Origin of the sequence: Clavibacter quasicaliforniensis, assembly GCF_051201715.1 — a bacterium.
GTDB classification, from domain to species: Bacteria; Actinomycetota; Actinomycetes; order Actinomycetales; family Microbacteriaceae; genus Clavibacter; species Clavibacter seminis.
The window spans coordinates 2870926-2893560 of the sequence record NZ_CP139624.1; the positions used below are offsets into that span (position 1 = coordinate 2870926).

Below are 22635 nucleotides of genomic sequence, written 5' to 3' on the forward strand. Positions count from 1 at the left end.
GATCACTTACCACTCTTTCCGGCCTTGCGGCGAACGTTCTCGCCGGCGTAGCGGACGCCCTTGCCCTTGTAGGGCTCGGGCTTGCGAATCTTGCGGATGTTGGCGGCCGTCTCGCCGACGAGCTGCTTGTCGATGCCGACGACCGTCATCTTGTTGACGCCCTCGACGGTGAAGCTGATGCCCGCGGGCGCCTCGACGTACACGGGGTGGGAGAAGCCGAGCGCGAACTCGACGCCCTTGTCCTTGATCGCGACGCGGTAACCCGTGCCGACGATCTCGAGGCCCTTGGTGTAGCCCGTGGTGACGCCGACGATGTTGTTCGCGATGAGGCTGCGCGTGAGGCCGTGGAGCGAACGCGACTCGCGCTCGTCGTCGGGACGGGTGACGAGCACCTGCCCGTCCTGGACCTCGGCGCGGATGGGCTGGGCGATGGTGAGGCTCAGCTCGCCCTTCGGGCCCTTGACCGTGACGTGCTGGCCGTCCACGGCGACGTCGACCCCTGCGGGGACGTCGATGGGGAGTCTTCCGATGCGTGACATGGCGTTACCACACGTAGGCGAGGACTTCCCCACCCACGCCCTTCTTCGCAGCCTGGCGGTCCGTGAGGAGCCCCGAGGAGGTGGACAGGATGGCGACCCCGAGGCCACCGAGGACCTGGGGGATCTCCGCGGACTTCGCGTACACGCGCAGTCCGGGCTTCGACACGCGCTTGATGCCCCGGATGGAGCGCTCGCGGTCGGGGCCGAACTTGAGGCTGAGCGTCAGCGTCTGGCCGACGCGGGCGTCCGCGACGTCCCAGCCGGCGATGAAGCCCTCGGACTTGAGGATGTCGGCGATGTGCGACTTGAGCTTGGAGTGCGGCATGGAGACCGTGTCGTGGTGCGCGGAGTTCGCGTTCCGGAGTCGGGTCAGCATGTCAGCGACCGGGTCGGTCATTGTCATATCTGGTGGTGCCTCTCTCGCCTGGTTTCGTTCATCCGGACACGGATGACGACCTGTGGTGGTGGCGGCGCCGGGCGGAGGTGCCCGGCGCCGATCGTGCGGTGATGCGGTCGTGCTGGTCGTGCGGGTGGAGCGTGCTACGGCGTGTTCTCGGGCGTCTGGAACGGGAAGCCGAGCGCCTTGAGCAGTGCGCGTCCCTCGTCGTCCGTCCGAGCGGTCGTGACGACCGTGATGTCCATGCCGCGGACCCGGTCGATGCGGTCCTGGTCGATCTCGTGGAACATGGACTGCTCGTTGAGGCCGAACGTGTAGTTGCCGTTGCCGTCGAACTGCTTCGGGCTGAGCCCGCGGAAGTCGCGGATGCGGGGCAGGGCGAGGGACAGCAGGCGGTCGAGGAACTCCCACATGCGGTCGCCGCGCAGCGTCACGTGGGTGCCGATGGCCTGGCCCTCACGCAGCTTGAACTGGGCGATCGACTTGCGGGCCTTCGTGACCTGCGGCTTCTGGCCCGTGATCTTGGTGAGGTCGGCGACCGCGCCGTCGATGATCTTGCCGTCACGAGCCGCGTCGCCGACGCCCATGTTCACGACGATCTTCGTGAGCCCGGGCACCTGGTGCACGTTCGTGAAGCCGAGATCAGCGGTCAGCTGGCTGACGATCTCGGTGCGGTACTTCTGCTTCAGGCGCGGGAGCTGCGTGCCCTCGGCCGTGCCAGCGGTTGCGGTGTCGGTCATTGCTAGAGGTCCTTACCTGACTTCTTGGCGTAGCGGACGCGGACGGTCTTGGAGACCCCGTCCTTCTCGACCTGCTCGGTCCGGAAGCCGACTCGCGTGGGCTTCTTGGACTCGGGGTCGACGAGCGCGACGTTGGAGATGTGGATGGGCGCCTCGACGGTCTCGATGCCGCCGGTCTTGGAGCCGCGCTGCGTCTGGCCGACGCGGACGTGCTTCGTGACGAAGTTCACGCCCTCGACGACGACGCGGTTGCGCTCGACCAGGACCGACAGGACGCGGCCCTGCTTGCCCCGGTCGCCGCCCTTGGCCTGCGTGCGACCCGTGATGACCTGCACGAGGTCACCCTTCTTGATGTTCGCCATGACTAAATGACCTCCGGTGCCAGCGAGATGATCTTCATGAACTTCTTGTCCCGGAGCTCGCGGCCCACCGGTCCGAAGATGCGGGTGCCGCGGGGCTCCCCGTTGCTGTTCAGGATGACGGCGGCGTTCTCGTCGAACTTGATGTACGAGCCGTCGGGACGGCGCGTCTCCTTCTTGGTGCGGACGATGACGGCCTTGACGACCTCGCCCTTCTTGACGTTTCCGCCGGGGATCGCGTCCTTGACGGTCGCGACGATGACGTCACCGAGACCGGCGTAGCGGCGACCCGAGCCACCGAGCACGCGGATGGTCAAGATCTCCTTGGCACCCGTGTTGTCCGCGATCTTGAGGCGGGATTCCTGCTGAATCACTGTTGCTCCTTATCCAAGCAGCCGGGGCTACTTGGCCTTCTCGAGGATCTCGACCAGGCGCCAGCGCTTGGAGGCGCTGAGGGGACGGGTCTCGTTGATCAGGACCAGGTCGCCGATGCCGGCGGTGTTCGCCTCGTCGTGCGCCTTGACCTTGGAGGTGCGGCGGATGACCTTGCCGTACAGCGGGTGCTTCACGCGGTCCTCGACCTCGACGACGATGGTCTTGTCCATCTTGTCGCTGGTGACGTAGCCACGGCGCGACTTGCGGTAGCCGCGGTCGGCCGTCGCGGTGTCAGCCGTGTTCTTCTCTTCGGCGTTCGCCATGATCAAGCCTCCTCAGCCTTCTCGGTGACGGCGGCGTCGTCGGCCTTCGCGGCCTTCTTCGTCGCCTTCTTCTTCTCGGGCTTCTCGGGGACCTCGACGGGGGCGGGCGTGGCACGGATGCCCAGCTCGCGCTCGCGGATGACCGTGTAGATCCGAGCGATGTCGCGCTTGACCGCGCGGAGGCGGCCGTGGCTGTCGAGCTGACCGGTGGCCGACTGGAAGCGCAGGTTGAACAGCTCCTCCTTGGCCTTCTTCAGCTCTTCGACGAGTCGCTCGTCCTCGAAAGTGTCCAGCTCGACGGGGGCGAGCTCCTTGGAACCGATCGCCATTATGCGTCGCCTTCCTCGCGCTTGATGATGCGTGCCTTGAGGGGCAGCTTGTGGATGGCCCGGGTGAGCGCCTCGCGCGCCGTGGCCTCGTCGACGCCGGAGAGCTCGAAGAGCACGCGACCCGGCTTGACGTTGGCGACCCACCACTCGACCGATCCCTTTCCGGAACCCATGCGGGTCTCGGCGGGCTTCTTGGTGAGCGGGCGGTCCGGGAAGATGTTGATGTACACGTTCCCGCCGCGCTTGACGTGACGCGTCATGGCGATGCGAGCGGACTCGATCTGGCGGTTGGTGACGTAGGCGGGCGTGAGGGCCTGGATGCCGTACTCGCCGAACGAGACGACGGTGCCGCCGGTCGCGTGGCCGGTACGACCCGGGTGGTGCTGCTTGCGGTGCTTGACCTTGCGGGGGATCAACATGGTTACGCCTCAACTCCTGCTGCGGCGACCGGCGCTGCCTCGGCGGCCGGCGCGGTGCGCGGCGCGTTGGTGCGGCGATCTCCGGTTCGACCGTCGGAACGGTCGTTACGACGCTCCGGGCGCGACGACTTCTGGTTCGCCTGCTCCCGAGCGAGATCCTTGTTGGTGATGTCGCCCTTGTAGACCCAGACCTTCACGCCGATGCGGCCGAAGGACGTGCGGGCCTCGTAGAAGCCGTAGTCGATGTTCGCGCGGAGGGTGTGCAGGGGCACGCGGCCCTCGCGGTAGAACTCCGAGCGGCTCATCTCGGCGCCGCCGAGGCGGCCCGACACCTGGATGCGGACGCCCTTGGCGCCGGCGCGCTGCGCGCCCTGCAGGCCCTTGCGCATCGCGCGGCGGAACGCCACACGACCCGCGAGCTGCTCGGCGATGCCCTGGGCGACCAGCTGCGCCTCGGCCTCGGGGTTCTTCACCTCGAGGATGTTCAGCTGGATCTGCTTGCCCGTGAGCTTCTCGAGGTCGGCGCGGATGCGCTCGGCCTCGACGCCGCGGCGGCCGATGACGATGCCGGGACGCGCCGTGTAGATGTCCACGCGGACACGGTCACGGGTGCGCTCGATCTCGATGCGCGCCACACCGGCGCGGTCGAGGCTCGTCTTGAGCATGGTGCGGATGCGCACGTCCTCGGCGACGTAGTCGCTGTAACGCTGCCCCTTCTTCGTGCTGTCCGAGAACCAACGCGACACGTGGTCGGTCGTGATCCCGAGACGGAACCCGTACGGGTTGACCTTCTGTCCCATTACTTGCTCGCCTTCTTCGTGGTCGTCGCCACGTCCGCCTCATCCGGCGTCGCGAGGACGACCGTGATGTGGCTGGTGCGCTTGTTGATACGGAATGCGCGACCCTGTGCGCGCGGCTGGAACCGCTTGAGGGTGGTGCCCTCGTCCACGAACGCCTTGGCGATGTAGAGGTCCTGCTCCGCGAGGAAGCTGTTGGACGCGTCGGCCTTGACCCGCGCGTTCGCCATGGCCGAGGCCACCAGCTTGTAGATCGGCTCGCTCGCGCCCTGCGGCGCGAACTTCAGGATGGCCAGGGCCTCCTCGGCCTGCTTGCCACGGATCATGTCCACGACGCGACGGGCCTTCTGGGGGGTGACGCGGATGTGACGCACGCGTGCGATCGACTCCACCATTTCTCTCCTCCTTCTCGTCGCCGCGTTAGCGGCGACGACCCTTCTTGTCGTCCTTCACGTGGCCGCGGAAGGTGCGCGTGAGCGCGAACTCGCCGAGCTTGTGTCCGACCATGGACTCCGTGACGAACACGGGGACGTGCTTGCGACCGTCGTGCACCGCGATGGTGTGACCCAGCATCGCCGGGATGATCATCGAGCGGCGCGACCAGGTCTTGATCACGTTCTTGCTGCTGGCCTCGTTCGCCGAGATCACCTTGCGGAGCAGGTGGTCGTCGACGAAGGGGCCCTTCTTCAGACTGCGTGGCATCTTCTACAACTCCTACTTGCGCTTCTTGCCGGCGTTGCGGCGGCGAACGATGAGCTTGTCGCTGGGCTTGTTGATGTGGCGCGTGCGGCCTTCCTTCTGGCCCCACGGGCTGACCGGGTGGCGACCACCGGAGGTCTTGCCCTCACCACCACCGTGCGGGTGATCGACCGGGTTCATGGCGACACCGCGGACGGTCGGGCGGACGCCCTTCCAGCGCATGCGGCCGGCCTTGCCCCAGTTGATGTTCGACTGCTCGGCGTTGCCGACCTCGCCGATGGTCGCGCGGCAGCGCGCATCGACGTTGCGGATCTCGCCGGAGGGCAGGCGCAGCTGGGCGTAGGGGCCGTCCTTCGCCACGAGGCGCACGGAGGCGCCGGCGGAGCGACCCATCTTCGCGCCGCCACCGGGGCGGAGCTCGATGGCGTGGATGACGGTACCCGTGGGGATGTTGCGCAGCGGCAGGTTGTTGCCCGGCTTGATGTCGGCCTGGGGACCAGACTCGATCTTGTCGCCCTGCTTCAGCTTGTTCGGCGCGATGATGTAGCGCTTCGTGCCGTCGATGAAGTGCAGGAGCGCGATGCGCGCCGTGCGGTTGGGGTCGTACTCGATGTGCGCGACGGTGGCGAGGACGCCGTCCTTGTCGTTGCGCTTGAAGTCGATGACGCGGTACTGGCGCTTGTGCCCACCACCGATGTGACGGGTGGTGATGCGACCGGCGTTGTTGCGACCACCGTGCTTGGGGAGGGGACGCAGCAGGGACTTCTCGGGCGTCGAACGCGTGATCTCCGCGAAGTCGGCGACGGACGAACCGCGACGACCCGGGGTCGTGGGCTTGTACTTGCGAATGGCCATTGGTGTTTTCCTAGTCCCGGTCTCAGCCGACAGTCGTGAAGATGTCGATGGAGCCCGACTTGAGGGAGACGATGGCGCGCTTGGTGTCCTTGCGCTTGCCCATCCCGAACTTGGTCCGGCGGGTCTTGCCCTGCTTGTTGAGCGTGTTGACCGACGCGACCTGCACGCCGAAGATCTTCTCGATCGCGAGCTTGATCTCGGTCTTGTTCGAGCGGGGGTCCACGATGAACGTGTACTTGCCCTGGTCGATCAGGCCGTAGCTCTTCTCGGAGACGACCGGCGCGATGATGATGTCGCGGGGATCCTTCTGGGTGGCGCTCATGCGGCAACCTCTTCCTTGGCCGTCTTCGACTCGACGAACGCGTCGAACGCGCCCTTCGTGAAGACGATGTCGTCGCTCACGAGCACGTCGTACGCGTTGAGCTGGTCGTAGGACAGCACGTGGACCGTCGGGATGTTGCGCACGCTGCGGAGGCTGACCTCGTCGGTGCGCTCCAGGACGATGAGGACGTGCTTGCTCGTGGCGATGCCCTCGAGCAGCGCGACCACGGTCTTCGTCGAGGGGACGTCTCCGGCGGAGAGGCTCTCGATGACGTGGAGGCGGGCGCCGCGCGCGCGGTCGGAGAGGGCGCCGAGCAGAGCCGCGGCGATCATCTTCTTGGGGGTGCGCTGCGAGTAGTTGCGGGGCGTGGGTCCGTGGACGATGCCACCGCCGGTCATCTGGGGGGCGCGGATCGAGCCCTGACGAGCGCGACCGGTTCCCTTCTGCTTGAACGGCTTGCGGCCGGCGCCGGAGACCTCGCCGCGACCCTTGGTCTTGTGCGTGCCCTGGCGCGCCGCGGCGAGCTGGGCGACGACGACCTGGTGGATGAGCGGGACGTTGGTCTGCACGTCGAACAGCGACGCGGGCAGGTCGACGGAGCCGGTGACTGCACCGGTCGCGTCGAGGACGTCGAGCTGGGTGTCGGTAGCCATGACTACTTCCCCTTCACTGCGTTGCGGACGAAGACGATGCGGCCACGCGCGCCGGGCACTGCGCCCTTGACGAGCAGGAGGCCCTTCTCGGCGTCCACGCTGTGGACGACGAGGTTCAGCACGGTGACGCGCTCGCCGCCCATGCGACCGGCCATGCGCATGCCCTTGAAGACACGGCTGGGGGTCGAGGAGGCGCCGATGGAGCCGGGCTTGCGGTGGTTGCGGTGCGAACCGTGCGAAGCGGAGACGCCCTTGAAGTTGTGGCGCTTCATGACGCCGGCGAAGCCCTTGCCCTTGCTGGTGCCGACGACGTCGACCTTGGTGCCGGGCTCGAAGGCGCCGACGGTGATCTCCTGGCCGAGCGCGTACTCGGCGAAGTCGGCCGTGCGGACCTCGGTGAGGTGGCGGCGCGGCGTGACGCCGGCCTTGTCGAAGTGGCCGGTGCTCGGCTTGTCGGCCTTGCGGGGGTCGATCTGGCCGTAGGCGATCTGGATGGCGCCGTAGCCGTCGACCTCGGGCGTGCGCACCTGGGTGACGACGTTCGGGGTGATCTGCACGACGGTCACGGGGATGAGCTTGTTGTTCTCGTCCCACACCTGCGTCATGCCCAGCTTCGTGCCGAGCAGACCGGTGAAAGTCCTGTTAGCGGTAGACATGGGTTCCCTTAGAGCTTGATCTCGATGTTGACGTCGGCCGGGAGGTCGAGTCGCATGAGCGAGTCGACCGCCTTCGGCGTCGGGTCGACGATGTCGATCAGACGCTTGTGCGTGCGCATCTCGAAGTGCTCGCGGCTGTCCTTGTACTTGTGGGGGGAACGGATCACGCAGATCACGTTCTTCTCCGTGGGCAGCGGCACCGGGCCGACGACCGTGGCGCCCGCGCGGGTCACCGTGTCGACGATCTTCCGGGCCGAGGAGTCGATGACCGAGTGGTCGTACGACTTAAGTCGGATGCGGATCTTCTGTCCCGCCATGTGTGACTCTCTCTCTTTCGTGCGTCATGCGGCCTCGGACCGTATTGGACGCGTGTGTCCCTCGCTCGGATGGCCCGGCCGCGTGGCGCGCCCCATCCGTGGTGCACCCGGGCGCGCATCGTGGGACGCGGCCTCGGGCAGCTCGTGCACCCGCCCGCATGCGGGCGCGGACGAGCGGTGCTCATCCGGTGGGTGTCGTGTGCTTCTGCTCTGCTGCCCGCGGCCTAACCTGCTCCGGGAGCGACGAGCGCTCCGGGCGGCTATGCACTGCCTGGCAGTGATCCGGTGTCTCGCGCGCAGGGCGGCGTGCACCGGAATGTTGAACTAGACGAGTTTGTCATAGTCCGGCCATGCGTGCAACCCGGGCGTGTCGCGCCCACTCCCCCGTGTTTCCGGGGCTCTCGGCGCCTCGCGCGCAGGGCGCGGAGCTGCCGCTCCGCTCACCGGAACAGCAGGTTCCGCAGCTCCGTCTCGCCCGAGCCCAGGCGCTGCGGGTCGATCGTGCGCCCGTGGACGTACTCGTCGACGAGGCGCGGATCCACGTAGCTGTTCTTCGCGATGGTCGGGGTGTTGCTGAGCACCTCAGCGGCGTCGCGGTACGCCTGCGCGAGCGCTCGCTGCCGCTTGCCCTTCGTCGCCTCGGGGCCGTGCTTCGCCAGGCTGATCGCCGCGGCGACCGTGCCGTGCAACGTCCGGAAGTCCTTCGCGGTGAACTCGCCGCCCGTGCGCTCGCGCACGTAGTCGTTGATGTCGGCCGCGCCGAGCGGGTGCCACTCGCCGCCGTCCTCGTAGGCCAGCAGCCGGGAGTTCGGACCCCGTTCCTGCAGCCCGCCGACGACCTGCACGAGGTCGTGGTCGCGGATGTCGCTCGACCACTCCTGCCCGCTCTTCGCGGGGAACTCGAGGTGCACGGTGTCCTCGTGCACGGTGACGTGCGAGCACAGCAGCGTCGACAGCCCGTGGCTGCCGTTCGACTCCGTGTAGCGCTCGCTGCCGACGCGCAGGCTGCCCGTGTCGAGCATGCGGAAGCCGGCGGCCAGCGCGCGCTCGCGCGTGAAGCCGTCCTGCCGGAGGTGGATGGTGACCTGGCGGCGCGCGGCGGGGAGCGACTCGGCCAGCTGCAACGATCGGTCGAACTTGATCCGGTCCTTCTGCTCGCGCCAGGTCGGGTGGTAGATGTACTGCCGGCGGCCGGCGCTGTCCATGCCCGTCGCCTGCACGTGCCCGTTCTCGTAGGGCGCGATCCAGACGTCGGTCCAGGCCGGCGGGATGCCGAGGTGGTCCATGCGCGCGCGGAGCACCTTGTCGCTGACGCGGTTCCCGTCGGCGTCGAGGTAGGTCCAGCCCTTCCCCGAGCGCCTGCGCGTGTAGCCCTTGCCGGTGGCGTCGCTGCGCCGGAGTCTGACCATTGGTCGAACCTACGCGCACCATCGCCATCGCTTAGGGCACGATGCGAATGCTCCCGGCCAGCCGTGACACCTCACTACCCGTTAAACGGCCGACAGGGCCGGGCCATGACGGCCCGACCCTGTCGGAGGTGGTGCTGGTGGAACTGGGTGCTACTTGACGATCTTCGTGACCGTGCCGGCGCCGACGGTGCGGCCACCCTCACGGATTGCGAAGCCGAGGCCCTCCTCCATGGCGATCGGCTGGATCAGCGCGACGTTCATGTCGGTGGTGTCGCCGGGCATGACCATCTCGGTGCCCTCGGGCAGCGTGATGACGCCGGTGACGTCGGTGGTGCGGAAGTAGAACTGCGGACGGTAGTTCGCGTAGAACGGGTTGTGACGCCCGCCCTCCTCCTTGGAGAGGATGTACGCGGTGCCCTCGAAGTCCGTGTGCGGCGTGACCGAACCCGGCTTGACGATGACCTGGCCGCGCTCGACGTCCTCGCGCTTGGTGCCACGGAGCAGGAGCCCGCAGTTCTCGCCGGCCCAGGCCTCGTCGAGCTGCTTGTGGAACATCTCGATGCCCGTGACGGTGGTCTTGACGGTGGGACGGATGCCCACGATCTCGACGTCCGAGTTGATGGCGAGGGTGCCGCGCTCGGCACGACCCGTGACGACGGTTCCACGACCGGTGATCGTGAAGACGTCCTCGACGGGCATGAGGAACGGCTTGTCCTTGTCGCGGACGGGCTCGGGGATCGACTCGTCGACGGCCTCCATGAGCTTGACGATCTGCTCGACCCACTTCTCGTCGCCCTCGAGCGCCTTGAGGCCGGAGACCTGGACGACGGGGGCGTTGTCGCCGTCGAAGTCCTGGCTGGAGAGCAGCTCGCGGACCTCGAGCTCGACGAGCTCGAGGATCTCCTCGTCGTCGACCATGTCCGACTTGTTGAGCGCGACGAGCAGGTACGGCACGCCGACCTGCTTGGCGAGCAGCACGTGCTCGCGCGTCTGCGCCATGGGGCCGTCGGTGGCGGCGACCACGAGGATCGCGCCGTCCATCTGGGCGGCGCCCGTGATCATGTTCTTGATGTAGTCAGCGTGACCCGGGGCGTCGACGTGAGCGTAGTGACGCTTGGGCGTCTCGTACTCGACGTGCGAGATGTTGATCGTGATGCCGCGCTGGCGCTCCTCGGGAGCGGAGTCGATGGACGCGAAGTCGCGCTGCACGTTGGTCGCCGACGGGTACTTGTCCGCCAGGACCTTGGAGATCGCTGCCGTCAGCGTCGTCTTGCCGTGGTCGACGTGACCGATCGTTCCGATGTTGACGTGCGGCTTGGTCCGCTCGAACTTGGCCTTACCCACTGTGGGTCCTCCTCAGGACTCGGTTGCGGGGCGTCCGGGTGTTCCCGGACGCCCTGCGTGTTGGAGATCTTGCTTATGGTACTGAAACGGCGGATGCCGCTCGAACTGGAGGGCTACTCGCCCTTGTTCTTCTGGACGATCTCGTCGGCGACAGCCTTCGGGACCTCGGCGTAGCTGCCGAAGCTCATCGAGTACACCGCACGGCCCGAGGTCTTGCTCCTCAGGTCGCCGACGTAGCCGAACATCTCCGACAGGGGGACGTTCGCGGTGATGACCTTCACGCCGCTCGCGTCCTCCATGGCCTGGATCTGGCCGCGACGGGAGTTCAGGTCGCCGATGACGTCGCCCATGTACTCCTCGGGCGTACGGACCTCGACGGCCATGAGCGGCTCGAGCAGCACGGGCTTCGCCTTGCGCGCGGCCTCCTTGAAGGCCATCGAGCCGGCGATCTTGAACGCCATCTCCGAGGAGTCGACGTCGTGCGCGGCGCCGTCGAGCAGCGTCGCCTTCACGCCGACCATCGGGTAGCCGGCGAGGATGCCGACCTGGAGCGCGTCCTGGATGCCCGCGTCCACCGAGGGGATGTACTCCCGGGGGACGCGACCGCCGGTGACCTTGTTGTCGAACTCGTAGGTCTTCTCCGCGGTCACCTCCATGGGCTCGATCTTGATCTGGATCTTGGCGAACTGCCCTGATCCACCCGTCTGCTTCTTGTGCGTGAAGTCGTGCTTGTCGACCGTGCCGCGGATGGTCTCGCGGTACGCGACCTGCGGCTTGCCGACGTTGGCCTCGACGTTGAACTCGCGCTTCATGCGGTCGACCAGGATGTCGAGGTGGAGCTCGCCCATGCCCTTGATGACCGTCTGACCGGTCTCCTGGTTCTGCTCGGTGCGGAAGGTCGGGTCCTCCTCGGCGAGCTTCTGGATGGCGACACCCAGCTTCTCCTGGTCGGCCTTCGTCTTCGGCTCGATCGCGACCTCGATGACGGGCTCGGGGAACGTCATCGACTCGAGGACGATCTGGTCCTGCGGGTCGCAGAGCGTGTCGCCCGTGGTCGTGTCCTTGAGGCCGATGACCGCGTAGATGTGGCCGGCGGTGACCGAGTCGACCGGGTTCTCCTTGTTGGAGTGCATCTGGAAGATCTTGCCGATGCGCTCCTTCTTGCCCTTGGTCGAGTTGATGACCTGCGAGCCGCTCGCGATGGTGCCCGAGTAGACCCGGACGTACGTGAGACGACCGAAGAACGGGTGCACCGCGACCTTGAACGCGAGCGCCGAGAAGGGCTCGGTCGAGTCGGGCTTGCGGATGATGATCTTCTCCTCGTCGCGCACGTCGTGGCCCTCCATGGGGGGCACGTCGAGCGGGCTGGGGAGGTAGTCGATCACCGCGTCGAGCATCGGCTGGACGCCGCGGTTCTTGAACGCGGAACCGCAGAGCACGGGGTAGATCTCGCTGTTGACGGTGAGCTTGCGGATGGCGGCCTTGATCTCCGCCACCGTCAGCTCCTCGCCGCCGAAGTACTTCTCGAGCAGCGCGTCGTCGGTCTCGGCGACGGTCTCGAGCAGCTTGGCCCGGTACTCGTCCGCCTTGTCCTTGAGATCCGCGGGGATCTCCTCGATGTCGTACTTCGCACCGAGCTCGACGTCTCCCTTGGAGTCGCCGCGCCAGGTCAGCGCGCGCATCTCGACGAGGTCGATGACACCCTCGAAGCCGCCCTCCGCGCCGATCGGCAGCTGGATGACCAGCGGCTTCGCGCCGAGGCGGTTGATGATCGTGTCGACCGTGAAGTAGAAGTCGGCACCGAGCTTGTCCATCTTGTTGACGAAGCAGATGCGCGGCACGTCGTACTTGTCGGCCTGGCGCCACACCGTCTCGGACTGGGGCTCGACGCCCTCCTTGCCGTCGAACACGGCGACCGCGCCGTCGAGGACGCGGAGCGAACGCTCCACCTCGACGGTGAAGTCGACGTGCCCGGGGGTGTCGATGATGTTGATCTGGTTCTTGTTCCAGAAGCACGTCGTCGCGGCGGACGTGATGGTGATGCCGCGCTCCTGCTCCTGGGCCATCCAGTCCATCGTGGCGGCGCCGTCGTGGACCTCGCCGATCTTGTGAGTGATGCCCGTGTAGTACAGGATGCGCTCGGTGGTGGTGGTCTTGCCGGCATCGATGTGAGCCATGATGCCGATGTTGCGGACCTTGTTCAGGTCGGTGAGCACGTCCTGTGCCACAGGTTCCTCCGAAAGGGGTTGGTGGTGCTGTCGAACGAGGTGGACGACTACCAGCGGTAGTGCGCGAAGGCCTTGTTCGACTCGGCCATCTTGTGGGTGTCCTCGCGGCGCTTGACCGCTGCACCGAGGCCGTTCGACGCGTCGAGGATCTCGTTGGTGAGACGCTCGGTCATCGTCTTCTCGCGACGCGACTTGGCGTACGTCGTGAGCCAGCGGAGCGCGAGGGTGTTCGCGCGGTGCGGCTTGACCTCGATCGGCACCTGGTAGGTGGAGCCACCCACGCGGCGCGAGCGGACCTCGAGTGCCGGGCGGACGTTGTCGAGCGCCTTCTTCAGCGTGACGACGGCGTCCTGGCCGTTCTTCGCGGCGACGCCTGCGAGGGCGTCGTAGACGATCTTCTCGGCGAGGCCCTTCTTGCCGTCGAGCAGGATCTTGTTGACGAGCTGGCTGACGATCGGCGCACCGTAGACGGGATCTGCGACGACAGGGCGCTTGGGGGCGGGACCCTTGCGAGGCATTACTTCTTCTCCATCTTCGCGCCGTACCGGCTGCGAGCCTGCTTGCGGTTCTTCACGGCCTGGGTGTCGAGCGCGCCGCGGACGATCTTGTAGCGCACGCCGGGGAGGTCCTTCACGCGACCGCCGCGGACGAGCACCATGGAGTGCTCCTGCAGGTTGTGGCCCTCACCGGGGATGTAGGCCGTCACCTCCTGGCCGTTGCTGAGCTTGACGCGGGCGACCTTGCGCAGGGCCGAGTTCGGCTTCTTGGGCGTGGTCGTGTAGACGCGGGTGCAGACGCCGCGCTGCTGGGGGTTCGCCTTCAGGGCGGGCGCCTTGGTCTTGACGACCTTGGGCGTGCGGCCCTTGCGGACCAGCTGCTGGATGGTGGGCACTACGGGACTCCTCGATGCTGCACGGTGACAGCGGGTTGATGGTCAGCATTCGACGCCCGCGAGCGGGGATCGAGTTCAACTGGACCCGCGCGTCCGTCGCCCACGGGAGTGGGAGGCGCCGGCGGGTATGCCGTGGGGGCCGGCCGAATGGACGAACCCTGATCGGTGCGCTCCTGGCCCGCTCGGCGCGCCGACTTCACGGCACGACACGAGCGCACGCCTGAGCGCACACCCCCGCAACGATACAGTTCCGCGACTCGCCGGTCAAACGGTGGACGAGGGGCCGCGGGCGGCCAACGCGACGGCGCCGAGGCCCAGGAGCACCGAGATCCCCAGCACGGCGACGCCGAACGGATCCACGAGGTGGCGGACGGCGAACGCGAGGCTCGCGAACACGTCCGCGCCGCCCAGGAGGAAGAGCACGGAGCCGACGATCCCGTACGCGAGCCAGGCGCCGACCCCCCAGCCGATGACCGGCAGGACGGGGATCCGGCGCTCGCGGTCGGCCTCGCGCGTGGTGCGGATGAGGCCGACGGCGAAGACCAGCGTGGCGCTCACGACCATCACGGGTCCGAGGAGGACGCCGGCGTCGCGCTCGGGGATCACCTCGTCACCGCCGAGCAGGGCGACGAAGCCGAAGACGCACACGACGAGCGCGACGTGCATGACGGCGGCCAGGAGGGGGATCACTCCCCCAGCCTGACACGCGTCAGCGGTGGTCCGGCTGCTCCGCCAGCTTGCGGTCGTACTCGGCGCGGGCCTCGGCGTTCTTGGCCTTGATGCGGCGGCCGCGCGCGCTGATGCCGGCGCCGAGCCACGTGACGAGCTCTCGCGCGAGGAAGCCCGCGAGGATCCCGTCGGGGAAGGTCACCGTGCGCTGGAGCAGGAGCGCCTGCTCCGACGGGGCCAGGTCCATGACGCCGCCCTGGAGGAGACGCGTGCCGACGTACGCGGCGTAGACGAGGATCGCGACCGGCAGGCCCCCGAGGACGAACGCCCACCACTTGCCCCGGTTGACCAGGAGCGCGAGCAGGACGAAGAACACGAGGAACGCGATCGTGGGCACGTAGAAGACGGGCGACGCGATGTAGCGGCCGAAGACGTCGCCGAACGCGTCGGGGTTGCGCACCGAGGCGAGGAGCGCGGTGCCCAGCGAGTAGAGCAGGGCGAAGAGGATGGCGGCGACGACCGCGATGAGCACGCCGAATCCGCGGTTGCCGCGCTTCTCCGGCGGGACGGGGGCCTGCACGTAGATGGGCTGCGACTGCGACTGGCGCGCGGTCTCCTCGTCGCGGGCGCGGCGGTCGCGCTCCTCGCGCTCGCGGGCGTCGGCCTCGCGGGCCTCGCGCTCGCGGCGCTCCCGGTCCTCGACGTCGCGCTGGCGGGCCTCGGACTCGCGCGCTTCTGCCTCACGCGCCTCGGCCTCGCGGGCCTCCGCCTCGCGGGCCTCGCGCTCGCGGTCGTCGCGCGCCCGGGCCTCGGCCACGCGGGCCTCGGACTCGCGTCGCTCGCGCTCACGCGCGTCGTGGTCCTCGTCGACGGGGGCGGCGAACGCCGTCTGGTCGAAGGTGGAGGTGTCGGAGTGCGCGGAGTCGGCGCTCCGGTCGGCGGGGCCGTCGTCGAAGGCGGCGGCGGCGCGCTCGTCCGGGGTGCGGGGATCCAGCGGCTGGTCGGCCTCGTCGGGCTGTCGGTGCGGGGCGGGCCTGTCGTCGGTCATGGCACGAACCTACCTCGGCGGCGCTCCGCCGCCCGGGCGGCGTGCCGGGGAGCGGCCAGATGGGGAGGAGCGGCTAGAACGGCTCGAGGAGCCGCTGCAGGAAGCGGCGCGTGCGCTCCTCGGTCGGGCGCTGCAGGACCTCGGACGGGTGCCCGCGCTCGACCACCACGCCGCCGTCCATGAACACGACCTCGTCGGCCACCTGGCGGGCGAAGGCCAGCTCGTGGGTGACGATCACCATGGTCCACGCCTCGTCGGCGAGCTCCTTGATGACGCTGAGCACCTCGCCCACGAGCTCGGGGTCGAGGGCGGACGTCGGCTCGTCGAACAGCAGGATCTGCGGTCGGAGCGCCAGCGCGCGCACGATCCCCACGCGCTGCTGCTGCCCGCCCGACAGCTGGAACGGGTGCTGGTCGCGCTTGTCGGCGAGGCCGACGCGGGCGAGCAGCTCCTCGGCCTCGCGCGTCGCCTCGGCCACGGGGCGCCGCTGGACCTGCACGGGGCCCTCGATGACGTTCTCCAGGACGGTCTTGTGCGGGAACAGGTTGTACTGCTGGAACACCATCGCCGAGCGGTCGCGGAGGGCGAGCAGCTCGCGGTGCCTCGGCTTCGCGGCGAAGTCGACGCGGAGGGGGCCCGTCGTGCGGGACCGGGAGTCGGCGTCGGCAGCCGCGACCTCGACGACGCCCTCCTCCGGCACCTCGAGGCCGTTGAGGGAGCGCAGGACCGTGGTCTTGCCGGATCCGCTCGGGCCGATGAGCGCGGTCACGCCGCCGCGACGGACCTCGAGGTCGATGGAGCGGAGCACCTCGTTGTCGCCGAACGACTTGCGGAGGCCGCGGACGGTGAGGACGGGCTCACCGGGCGTCCGGTGCGGGGCGGGCGCGGGATCGACGGGATCAGTGGGCGACATACCGGTCGAGCCTCCTCTCGAGGCGGGTCTGCGCGAACGACAGCACGAGGCAGACGAGCCAGTAGATCAGCGCCGCCTCGAGGTACAGCAGCATGTACTCGAACGTGGACGACGCGATGAGCTGCGCCTGCTTGAAGAGCTCGGTCACGAGGATCACCGAGGCGAGGGACGTGTCCTTCACCAGGCTGATGAACGTGTTGGACAGCGGCGGCACCGACACGCGGGCGGCCTGCGGCACGATGATGCGGCGCAGCGTCAGCGCGCGGGACATGCCGATGGTGTGGCCGGCCTCCCACTGCCCGCGCGGCACGGAGAGGATCGACGCGCGGATGATCTCCGCCGCGTAGCCGCCGACGTTCACCGACAGGGCGATGACCGCGCTCGGCCACGGCGGCAGCACGACGCCGATGGACGGCAGGCCGTAGAAGATCACGAAGAGCTGCACCAGGAGCGGGGTGCCGCGCACGACCGAGATGTAGAACCGCGCGATGCCGGACACGAGCCGGTTGCCGTAGAGGCGCATGAGCGCGAGGCCGAGCGCGATCGCGAGACCCAGGGCGAAGGTGACGAGGGCGAGCGGGATGGTGCCGCGGATCGTCTCGAGCGCGAGCGGCCCGAAGGACGACCAGAACAGGTCCCACTCCCTCGACATGCGATCCCCTCGTCTCGTCCTCGTCCGTCAGCGTACGCGGCGGTCTACTGCGAGACGTCCGCGCCGAAGTACTTCTCGGAGATCGACGCGAGCGTGCCGTCGGCACGCAGGTCGGCGAGGGCCTGGTCGACCGCGGTCACGAGGTCGTCGCTGCCCTTGCGGAAGACGAGCGCGCTGAGCGACGGGTCGTCGGTCTCCGCGGCGACCTGCAGGTCGGAGTCGCCCTGCTGCTTCTGGTAGTCGAGCAGCGTGAGGCGGTCGTTGATGGTCGCGTCGACGCGGCCCTGCTGGAGGAGCGTCACCGCCTGCGCGAAGCCCTCGACGGCCTCGACCTTGGCGCCGCTCTGGGTGGCGAGCTCGTTCCAGTTGCTCGTGAGCGACTGGGCCGTGGTCTTGCCCTTGAGGTCGGCGAACGAGCTGATGCCCGAGTCGGCGCCCTTCACGATGATCACGCCGGGCGAGACCGTGTACGGCTCGGAGAAGTCGTAGACCGTCTTGCGCTCGTCCGTGATGGAGATCTGGTTGGCGATGACGTCCCAGCGCCCGGCCTCGAGGCCCGCGAAGATGCCGTCGAACTGGGTCTCCTCGAAGACCGGCTTCACGCCCAGCTTGTCGGCGACCGCGGTCGCGACCTCGACGTCGTAGCCCGTGAGCGCGCCCGACCCGGATCCCTCGTGGAAGGAGAACGGCGAGTACGTGCCCTCGGTGCCGATGACGAGCTCGCCCTTGGCCTTGACGTCGGAGAGGCTCGTCGCGGCGGCGGGGGTGCCTGAGGTGCCGTCGGCGGATCCGGTGCCCGCGTCACCCGAGGCGCAGCCCGCGAGGCCGAGGGCAGCCGCGGCCAGGAGACCGGTGAGGGCGAGGGAGGGGCGGAGGCGGGAGCGGAGCGTCATGGGGGTCCTTGCGGTCACGGCGGGTCCCTGGTGCGGGATCGCCTCGTGCGGGTGCTGTGTTCGCGGTGATGGGGCGTCGGATGCCCGGAACCCGTCCGGGTGCGCCGACCGCCATGATCTCAACGCCCTCGCCGTGTCGGTATTCCCGTGTCGCCGGATGACGGACGGCGTCCGCCGGCCCGCTCGCCCGGTGGCTAGAAGAGCGGCTCGGGCTCGGTCCCGTCGCCGTCGTCGGCGACCGGCCCGATCTCGCCCTCGAGCTCCTGGAGGCGCAGGGCCACGACGCGGTCGAGTGCCTGGCGGATGACGGGCGCGAGCGGGGCGAGCTCGCGCGCCATCGCGTCGTCCACGACCCGCTGGATGTCGTCCTCGCGCTCCCCGTAGTCGACGAACGCGGGCATGCCGAAGGGGTGGTCGCGGTAGAGGGGTCCGCGGGTCTCGCGGTAGAGGCGCTCCGCGGCATCGCGGGCCGCCTCGGCGCGTGCGACCTCGAGCGCGGCGACGAGCGGGTGGATCGCCGTGTGGGGCGCGTCCCGCGGGATCGCCTCCTGGTCCGTGAACGGCGATGCGTCGCAGGCCGGGCAGGAGCCGGATCCGCTGCCCGACGAGGTCGAGGTGTCCGTGGCGTGGCGGAGCGCGTGCGCCCGCCATGCCAGGACCACGTCCTCGAGCATCCGCACGACGCCTCCTCGGGTCCCCGGGCGTCGGCCGGCGCCGGGTCCGCCCACTGTATCGGGGGGACGGGCCCCGATCCGGGAGCCCGGCGGTGCGGGACGGGGGCGCGCGACCCGCGCCCCCGGAGACGAGACGCCCCCCGGGGACGAGACGCCCCCCCGGGGACGAGGAAGGGCCCCGCCGGAGCGGGGCCCTTCTCATCGTGCGCTCACGCGCCGGCGGTCCTAGTTGTAGGTGCCGGGCGTGTAGTCGTCCGAGCTGAAGCTGTCGAAGTCGACGAAGCTCAGGTCGGACTCGTTGAACACCGACTCATCCGTGAAGATGCGGTTCGGGTAGCGCTCGGCCTTGGCCTCCTCCGTCGCGGTGACGGTGACGTCGCGGTACTTCGCGAGCCCCGTGCCGGCCGGGATCAGCTTGCCGATGATGACGTTCTCCTTGAGGCCCATCAGCGGGTCGGACTTGCCCTCCATGGCGGCCTGCGTGAGCACGCGGGTCGTCTCCTGGAAGGACGCGGCCGACAGCCACGACTCGGTCGCGAGCGAGGCCTTGGTGATCCCCATGACCTCCTGGCGGGCGGAGGCGGTCTTCTTGCCCTCCGTCAGCGTGGCGCGGTTGACCTCGTTGTAGCGGGCCCGGTCGACGAGCTCACCGGGGAGGAGGTCCGTGTCGCCGTGCTCGACGACCGTGACCTTGCGCAGCATCTGCCGCACGATGACCTCGATGTGCTTGTCGTGGATCGGGACGCCCTGCGAGCGGTAGACGCCCTGGACACCGCCCACGAGGTGCTTCTGCACCTCGCGCACGCCCTTGACCCGGAGGACCTCCTTCGGGTCGATGGCGCCGACGTGCAGCTGCTGCCCGAGCTCGACGTGCTGGCCGTCCTCGACGAGGAGGGTCGCGCGCTTGAGCACCGGGTAGATGTGCGGCTCGTCGCCGTTGTCCGGGGTCAGGATCACCTTGCGGCTGCGATCCGTGTCCTCGATCGTGATGCGACCGGCGGCCTCCGCGATGGGCGACGCACCCTTGGGGGTGCGGGCCTCGAAGAGCTCCTGCACGCGGGGCAGACCCTGCGTGATGTCGTCCGCCGATGCCACACCACCGGTGTGGAAGGTGCGCATCGTGAGCTGCGTGCCGGGCTCGCCGATCGACTGGGCCGCGATGATGCCGACGGCCTCGCCGATGTCGACGAGCTTGCCGGTGGCGAGCGAGCGGCCGTAGCAGGCCGCGCACACGCCGACGGCGGACTCGCACGTGAGGACCGAGCGCACCTTGATCTCGTGCACGCCGGCAGCGATCAGGTGGTCGATCATGACGTCGCCGACGTCGCTGCCCGCGGGGGCGACGACCTCGCCTGCCTCGTTGACCGCGTCGGCGGCCAGCGAGCGGGCGTACACCGAGTTCTCCACGTTCGAGTCGCGGACGGACGAGCCGTCAGCGCCCTTCGTGGCGATCGGCAGGTCGAGCCCACGGCCGGTGCCGCAGTCGTCCTCGCGGATGATGACGTCCTGCGACACGTCCACCAGACGACGGGTGAGGTACCCGGAGTCGGCGGTGCGAAGCGCGGTGTCGGCCAGTCCCTTGCGAGCACCGTGGGTGGAGATGAAGTACTCCGCCACCGTCAGGCCCTCGCGGTACGAGTGGACGATCGGGCGGGGGATGATCTCGCCCTTCGGGTTCGACACGAGGCCGCGCATGCCGGCGATCTGGCGGACCTGCATCCAGTTGCCTCGTGCCCCGGAGGACACCATGCGGTTGATGTTGTTGTCGGCGGGGAGGTTGTCCTCCATCGCCTTCGCGACCTCGGCGGTGGCCTTGTTCCAGATCTCGATGAGCTCCTGACGACGCTCGGCGTTCGTCGTGAGTCCCTTCTCGAACTGGCCCTGGACCTTGGCGGCCTGCTTCTCGTAGCCCGACAGGATGGCCGCCTTGGTGGGCGGGGTCAGCACGTCGGAGAGGGCGACCGTGACGCCGGAGCGCGTGGCCCAGTAGAAGCCCGCGTCCTTGATCCGGTCGAGCGCTGCCGCGACCTCGACCTTGGGGTACCGCTCGGCGAGGTCGTTGACGATCTCGGAGAGCTTGCCCTTGTCGGCGACGGCCTCGATGTAGGGGTAGTCGACCGGCAGGGTCTCGTTGAACAGCGCGCGACCGAGGGTGGTCGAGAGCAGCACGGGGCCGACGGTCTTGCCCTTCTCGTCGAGCTCGACGCCCTCGGGCACCTCACCCTCCGCGAAGTAGAGGTCATGCAGGCGGATGCGCACCTTGGCGTTGAGGTCCAGCGAGAGCTGGTCCTTCGCCAGGATGGCCTCGGCCACCGAGCTGAACGCGCGACCCTCACCGGCGACGCCCTCCTTGAGGGTGGTCAGGTGGTGCAGGCCGATGATCATGTCCTGCGTGGGCAGGGTGACCGGGCGTCCGTCCGACGGCTTGAGGATGTTGTTCGAGGCGAGCATCAGGATGCGCGCCTCGGCCTGGGCCTCGACCGACAGGGGCAGGTGGACGGCCATCTGGTCGCCGTCGAAGTCCGCGTTGAACGCGGCGCAGACGAGCGGGTGCAGCTGGATCGCCTTGCCCTCCACGAGCTGGGGCTCGAACGCCTGGATGCCCAGGCGGTGGAGCGTGGGCGCGCGGTTGAGCAGCACGGGGCGCTCGCGGATGATCTCCTCGAGCACGTCCCAGACCTGTCCGCGGCTGCGCTCGACCATGCGCTTGGCGGCCTTGATGTTCTGGGCGTGGCTCAGGTCGATCAGGCGCTTGATGACGAACGGCTTGAACAGCTCGAGCGCCATCTGCTTGGGCAGACCGCACTGATGCAGCTTGAGCTGCGGCCCGACGATGATGACCGAGCGGCCCGAGTAGTCCACGCGCTTGCCGAGCAGGTTCTGGCGGAACCGGCCCTGCTTGCCCTTCAGCATGTCGCTGAGGGACTTGAGCGCGCGGTTGCCGGTGCCCGTGACGGGACGACCGCGGCGGCCGTTGTCGAACAGCGCGTCGACGGCCTCCTGCAGCATGCGCTTCTCGTTGTTGACGATGATCTCGGGGGCGCCGAGATCCAGCAGACGACGGAGGCGGTTGTTGCGGTTGATCACGCGGCGGTACAGGTCGTTCAGGTCGCTGGTCGCGAAGCGGCCGCCGTCGAGCTGCACCATCGGGCGCAGCTCCGGCGGGATGACCGGGACGACCTGCAGCACCATCGCGGCCGGCGAGTTGCCGGTCGCGAGGAAGGAGCTGACGACGCGCAGGCGCTTGATGGCGCGGATCTTCTTCTGTCCCTTGCCGGTGGCGATCTGCTCGCGGAGCAGCTCCCCCTCGGCCTCGAGGTCGAAGGCCTCCAGGCGCTTCTGGATCGCCTCGGCGCCCATGTGGGCCTCGAAGTAGATGCCGAAGCGGTCCTGCAGCTCGTGGAAGACGGCGTCCTCGGGCTTGAGCTCGCCGACCTTGAGGCTGCGGAACTCCTCCCAGACGCGCTCGAGACGGGAGATGTCCTCGTCGAACGCCTTGCGCGTCTGACCCATCTCCTTCTCGGCGCCGTCCTTCGCGCGGCGCTTCTGGTCGCTCTTGGCGCCCTCGGCCTCCAGCGCGGCCAGGTCGGTCTCCAGGCGCCCGAGGCGCTCGGCGATCTGGCTGTCGCGCTGGTCCTGCAGGGTCTTGATCTCGAGCCGGAGCTCGTTCTCGAGGCCGGGCATGTCCTCGTGGCGAGCATCCTCGTCCACGCTGATCACCATGTAGGCGGCGAAGTAGATGACCTTCTCGAGGTCCTTCGGCGCCATGTCGAGCAGGTAGCCGAGGCGCGACGGGACGCCCTTGAAGTACCAGATGTGCGTGACGGGCGCGGCGAGCTCGATGTGGCCCATGCGCTCGCGGCGGACCGCGGACTTGGTGACCTCCACGCCGCAGCGCTCGCAGACGATGCCCTTGAAGCGCACCCGCTTGTACTTGCCGCAGGAGCACTCCCAGTCGCGGCTGGGTCCGAAGATCTGCTCTCCGAAGAGGCCGTCCTTCTCGGGCTTCAGCGTGCGGTAGTTGATGGTCTCGGGCTTCTTGACCTCACCGTGCGACCAGCGGCGGATGTCGTCGGCCGTGGCCAGGCCGATCCGCAGCTCATCGAAAGTTGTTACGTCGAGCAATTTTCCTT

Annotated in this window: 28 protein-coding genes; all 28 read right to left on the minus strand. The window is 68.6% G+C overall.

Annotated elements, in window-relative coordinates; translation table 11 throughout:
• Positions 1-2 precede the first annotated feature (2 nt).
• Positions 3-539 carry a 50S ribosomal protein L6 gene (gene rplF / locus NL142_RS13620; protein WP_012039292.1) on the minus strand — a complete coding sequence of 179 codons (537 nt, stop codon included), beginning with the start codon at positions 537-539 and terminating at the stop codon, positions 3-5.
• Between the two features lie 4 nt (positions 540-543).
• Complete coding sequence (rpsH, locus tag NL142_RS13625) at positions 544-942, minus strand: 30S ribosomal protein S8 (protein ID WP_012039293.1); 399 nt, start codon at positions 940-942, stop codon at positions 544-546.
• 137 nt (positions 943-1079) lie between these two features.
• Positions 1080-1676 (minus strand): 50S ribosomal protein L5, encoded by a 597-nt coding sequence (gene rplE / locus NL142_RS13630; protein WP_194684462.1) that lies wholly within the window; start codon positions 1674-1676, stop codon positions 1080-1082.
• Positions 1677-1678: 2 nt separating this feature from the next.
• The gene (rplX, locus tag NL142_RS13635) at positions 1679-2038 is read right to left on the minus strand and encodes a 50S ribosomal protein L24 (protein WP_015491186.1); all 360 of its coding nucleotides are present in this window, start codon (positions 2036-2038) and stop codon (positions 1679-1681) included.
• A gap of 2 nt (positions 2039-2040) precedes the next feature.
• Positions 2041-2409, minus strand: a complete 369-nt coding sequence (gene rplN, locus NL142_RS13640) for a 50S ribosomal protein L14 (protein ID WP_012039296.1) — start codon at positions 2407-2409, stop codon at positions 2041-2043.
• Between the two features lie 27 nt (positions 2410-2436).
• Positions 2437-2733, minus strand: coding sequence for a 30S ribosomal protein S17 (rpsQ, locus tag NL142_RS13645; RefSeq protein ID WP_012039297.1), 297 nt, complete (start codon positions 2731-2733; stop codon positions 2437-2439).
• Positions 2734-2735: 2 nt separating this feature from the next.
• Entirely contained in the window at positions 2736-3062 is a 327-nt protein-coding gene (gene rpmC, locus NL142_RS13650; protein ID WP_012039298.1) for a 50S ribosomal protein L29, read from the minus strand.
• The gene (rplP, locus tag NL142_RS13655; RefSeq protein WP_012039299.1) at positions 3062-3481 is read right to left on the minus strand and encodes a 50S ribosomal protein L16; all 420 of its coding nucleotides are present in this window, start codon (positions 3479-3481) and stop codon (positions 3062-3064) included. The genes rpmC and rplP overlap by 1 nt, the downstream gene beginning before the upstream one ends.
• 2 nt (positions 3482-3483) lie before the next feature.
• Entirely contained in the window at positions 3484-4281 is a 798-nt protein-coding gene (gene rpsC, locus NL142_RS13660; protein WP_012039300.1) for a 30S ribosomal protein S3, read from the minus strand.
• Positions 4281-4673 (minus strand): 50S ribosomal protein L22, encoded by a 393-nt coding sequence (gene rplV, locus NL142_RS13665; protein ID WP_012039301.1) that lies wholly within the window; start codon positions 4671-4673, stop codon positions 4281-4283. Before rplV ends, rpsC begins: the two co-directional genes overlap by 1 nt.
• A gap of 25 nt (positions 4674-4698) precedes the next feature.
• Entirely contained in the window at positions 4699-4980 is a 282-nt protein-coding gene (gene rpsS, locus NL142_RS13670) for a 30S ribosomal protein S19 (RefSeq protein ID WP_012039302.1), read from the minus strand.
• Between the two features lie 12 nt (positions 4981-4992).
• Positions 4993-5832 (minus strand): 50S ribosomal protein L2, encoded by an 840-nt coding sequence (rplB, locus tag NL142_RS13675; RefSeq protein ID WP_435080153.1) that lies wholly within the window; start codon positions 5830-5832, stop codon positions 4993-4995.
• Between the two features lie 22 nt (positions 5833-5854).
• Positions 5855-6154, minus strand: coding sequence for a 50S ribosomal protein L23 (rplW, locus tag NL142_RS13680; protein WP_012039304.1), 300 nt, complete (start codon positions 6152-6154; stop codon positions 5855-5857).
• A complete protein-coding gene (gene rplD, locus NL142_RS13685) occupies positions 6151-6807 on the minus strand; it encodes a 50S ribosomal protein L4 (protein WP_043584322.1) in 657 nt (218 codons plus the stop codon). The genes rplW and rplD overlap by 4 nt, the downstream gene beginning before the upstream one ends.
• Before the next feature lie 2 nt (positions 6808-6809).
• The gene (gene rplC / locus NL142_RS13690; protein ID WP_012039306.1) at positions 6810-7463 is read right to left on the minus strand and encodes a 50S ribosomal protein L3; all 654 of its coding nucleotides are present in this window, start codon (positions 7461-7463) and stop codon (positions 6810-6812) included.
• 8 nt (positions 7464-7471) lie between these two features.
• Entirely contained in the window at positions 7472-7780 is a 309-nt protein-coding gene (rpsJ, locus tag NL142_RS13695) for a 30S ribosomal protein S10 (RefSeq protein WP_012039307.1), read from the minus strand.
• Between the two features lie 440 nt (positions 7781-8220).
• Complete coding sequence (locus NL142_RS13700; RefSeq protein ID WP_435080154.1) at positions 8221-9189, minus strand: DNA topoisomerase IB; 969 nt, start codon at positions 9187-9189, stop codon at positions 8221-8223.
• Between the two features lie 150 nt (positions 9190-9339).
• Complete coding sequence (tuf, locus tag NL142_RS13705) at positions 9340-10533, minus strand: elongation factor Tu (protein ID WP_043584326.1); 1194 nt, start codon at positions 10531-10533, stop codon at positions 9340-9342.
• 113 nt (positions 10534-10646) lie between these two features.
• Complete coding sequence (gene fusA, locus NL142_RS13710; protein ID WP_119372177.1) at positions 10647-12761, minus strand: elongation factor G; 2115 nt, start codon at positions 12759-12761, stop codon at positions 10647-10649.
• A gap of 47 nt (positions 12762-12808) precedes the next feature.
• Positions 12809-13279 carry a 30S ribosomal protein S7 gene (rpsG, locus tag NL142_RS13715; RefSeq protein WP_012039311.1) on the minus strand — a complete coding sequence of 157 codons (471 nt, stop codon included), beginning with the start codon at positions 13277-13279 and terminating at the stop codon, positions 12809-12811.
• Positions 13279-13653: a 30S ribosomal protein S12 gene (rpsL, locus tag NL142_RS13720; RefSeq protein ID WP_012039312.1), complete on the minus strand. Its 375-nt coding sequence runs from the start codon at positions 13651-13653 to the stop codon at positions 13279-13281. Before rpsL ends, rpsG begins: the two co-directional genes overlap by 1 nt.
• A gap of 264 nt (positions 13654-13917) precedes the next feature.
• The gene (locus tag NL142_RS13725) at positions 13918-14343 is read right to left on the minus strand and encodes a DUF6121 family protein (RefSeq protein ID WP_308726745.1); all 426 of its coding nucleotides are present in this window, start codon (positions 14341-14343) and stop codon (positions 13918-13920) included.
• Positions 14344-14362: 19 nt separating this feature from the next.
• On the minus strand, positions 14363-15370 hold the full coding sequence (locus NL142_RS13730) for a hypothetical protein (protein ID WP_435080155.1): 1008 nt from the start codon (positions 15368-15370) through the stop codon (positions 14363-14365).
• 73 nt (positions 15371-15443) lie between these two features.
• Complete coding sequence (locus tag NL142_RS13735) at positions 15444-16283, minus strand: amino acid ABC transporter ATP-binding protein (RefSeq protein WP_194684459.1); 840 nt, start codon at positions 16281-16283, stop codon at positions 15444-15446.
• A complete protein-coding gene (locus tag NL142_RS13740; RefSeq protein WP_012039316.1) occupies positions 16270-16935 on the minus strand; it encodes an amino acid ABC transporter permease in 666 nt (221 codons plus the stop codon). The genes NL142_RS13735 and NL142_RS13740 overlap by 14 nt, the downstream gene beginning before the upstream one ends.
• Positions 16936-16979: 44 nt before the next feature.
• A complete protein-coding gene (locus tag NL142_RS13745; protein ID WP_435081603.1) occupies positions 16980-17828 on the minus strand; it encodes an amino acid ABC transporter substrate-binding protein in 849 nt (282 codons plus the stop codon).
• Positions 17829-18022: 194 nt separating this feature from the next.
• Complete coding sequence (locus NL142_RS13750; RefSeq protein WP_234425020.1) at positions 18023-18502, minus strand: hypothetical protein; 480 nt, start codon at positions 18500-18502, stop codon at positions 18023-18025.
• A gap of 225 nt (positions 18503-18727) precedes the next feature.
• Positions 18728-22627 (minus strand): DNA-directed RNA polymerase subunit beta', encoded by a 3900-nt coding sequence (locus NL142_RS13755; protein WP_435080156.1) that lies wholly within the window; start codon positions 22625-22627, stop codon positions 18728-18730.
• Positions 22628-22635: the final 8 nt, after the last annotated feature.

Coding starts and splice junctions, on each gene's coding strand:
- rplE (WP_194684462.1), bottom strand. CDS start 1,676: ATGACCGACACCGCAACCGCTGGCACGGCCGAGGGCACGCAGCTCCCG.
- rplF (WP_012039292.1), bottom strand. CDS start 539: ATGTCACGCATCGGAAGACTCCCCATCGACGTCCCCGCAGGGGTCGAC.
- rplD (WP_043584322.1), bottom strand. CDS start 6,807: ATGGCTACCGACACCCAGCTCGACGTCCTCGACGCGACCGGTGCAGTC.
- rpsH (WP_012039293.1), bottom strand. CDS start 942: ATGACAATGACCGACCCGGTCGCTGACATGCTGACCCGACTCCGGAAC.
- rpsQ (WP_012039297.1), bottom strand. CDS start 2,733: ATGGCGAACGCCGAAGAGAAGAACACGGCTGACACCGCGACGGCCGAC.
- rplV (WP_012039301.1), bottom strand. CDS start 4,673: ATGGTGGAGTCGATCGCACGCGTGCGTCACATCCGCGTCACCCCCCAG.
- NL142_RS13740 (WP_012039316.1), bottom strand. CDS start 16,935: ATGTCGAGGGAGTGGGACCTGTTCTGGTCGTCCTTCGGGCCGCTCGCG.
- rpsS (WP_012039302.1), bottom strand. CDS start 4,980: ATGCCACGCAGTCTGAAGAAGGGCCCCTTCGTCGACGACCACCTGCTC.
- NL142_RS13730 (WP_435080155.1), bottom strand. CDS start 15,370: ATGACCGACGACAGGCCCGCCCCGCACCGACAGCCCGACGAGGCCGAC.
- rpsC (WP_012039300.1), bottom strand. CDS start 4,281: ATGGGACAGAAGGTCAACCCGTACGGGTTCCGTCTCGGGATCACGACC.
- NL142_RS13735 (WP_194684459.1), bottom strand. CDS start 16,283: ATGTCGCCCACTGATCCCGTCGATCCCGCGCCCGCCCCGCACCGGACG.
- rplB (WP_435080153.1), bottom strand. CDS start 5,832: ATGGCCATTCGCAAGTACAAGCCCACGACCCCGGGTCGTCGCGGTTCG.
- rpmC (WP_012039298.1), bottom strand. CDS start 3,062: ATGGCGATCGGTTCCAAGGAGCTCGCCCCCGTCGAGCTGGACACTTTC.
- NL142_RS13750 (WP_234425020.1), bottom strand. CDS start 18,502: ATGCTCGAGGACGTGGTCCTGGCATGGCGGGCGCACGCGCTCCGCCAC.
- rplC (WP_012039306.1), bottom strand. CDS start 7,463: ATGTCTACCGCTAACAGGACTTTCACCGGTCTGCTCGGCACGAAGCTG.
- rpsG (WP_012039311.1), bottom strand. CDS start 13,279: ATGCCTCGCAAGGGTCCCGCCCCCAAGCGCCCTGTCGTCGCAGATCCC.
- rpsJ (WP_012039307.1), bottom strand. CDS start 7,780: ATGGCGGGACAGAAGATCCGCATCCGACTTAAGTCGTACGACCACTCG.
- NL142_RS13745 (WP_435081603.1), bottom strand. CDS start 17,828: ATGACGCTCCGCTCCCGCCTCCGCCCCTCCCTCGCCCTCACCGGTCTC.
- rplX (WP_015491186.1), bottom strand. CDS start 2,038: ATGGCGAACATCAAGAAGGGTGACCTCGTGCAGGTCATCACGGGTCGC.
- NL142_RS13700 (WP_435080154.1), bottom strand. CDS start 9,189: ATGGTCAGACTCCGGCGCAGCGACGCCACCGGCAAGGGCTACACGCGC.
- rplW (WP_012039304.1), bottom strand. CDS start 6,154: ATGAGCGCCACCCAGAAGGATCCCCGCGACATCATCATCGCGCCGGTC.
- rplP (WP_012039299.1), bottom strand. CDS start 3,481: ATGTTGATCCCCCGCAAGGTCAAGCACCGCAAGCAGCACCACCCGGGT.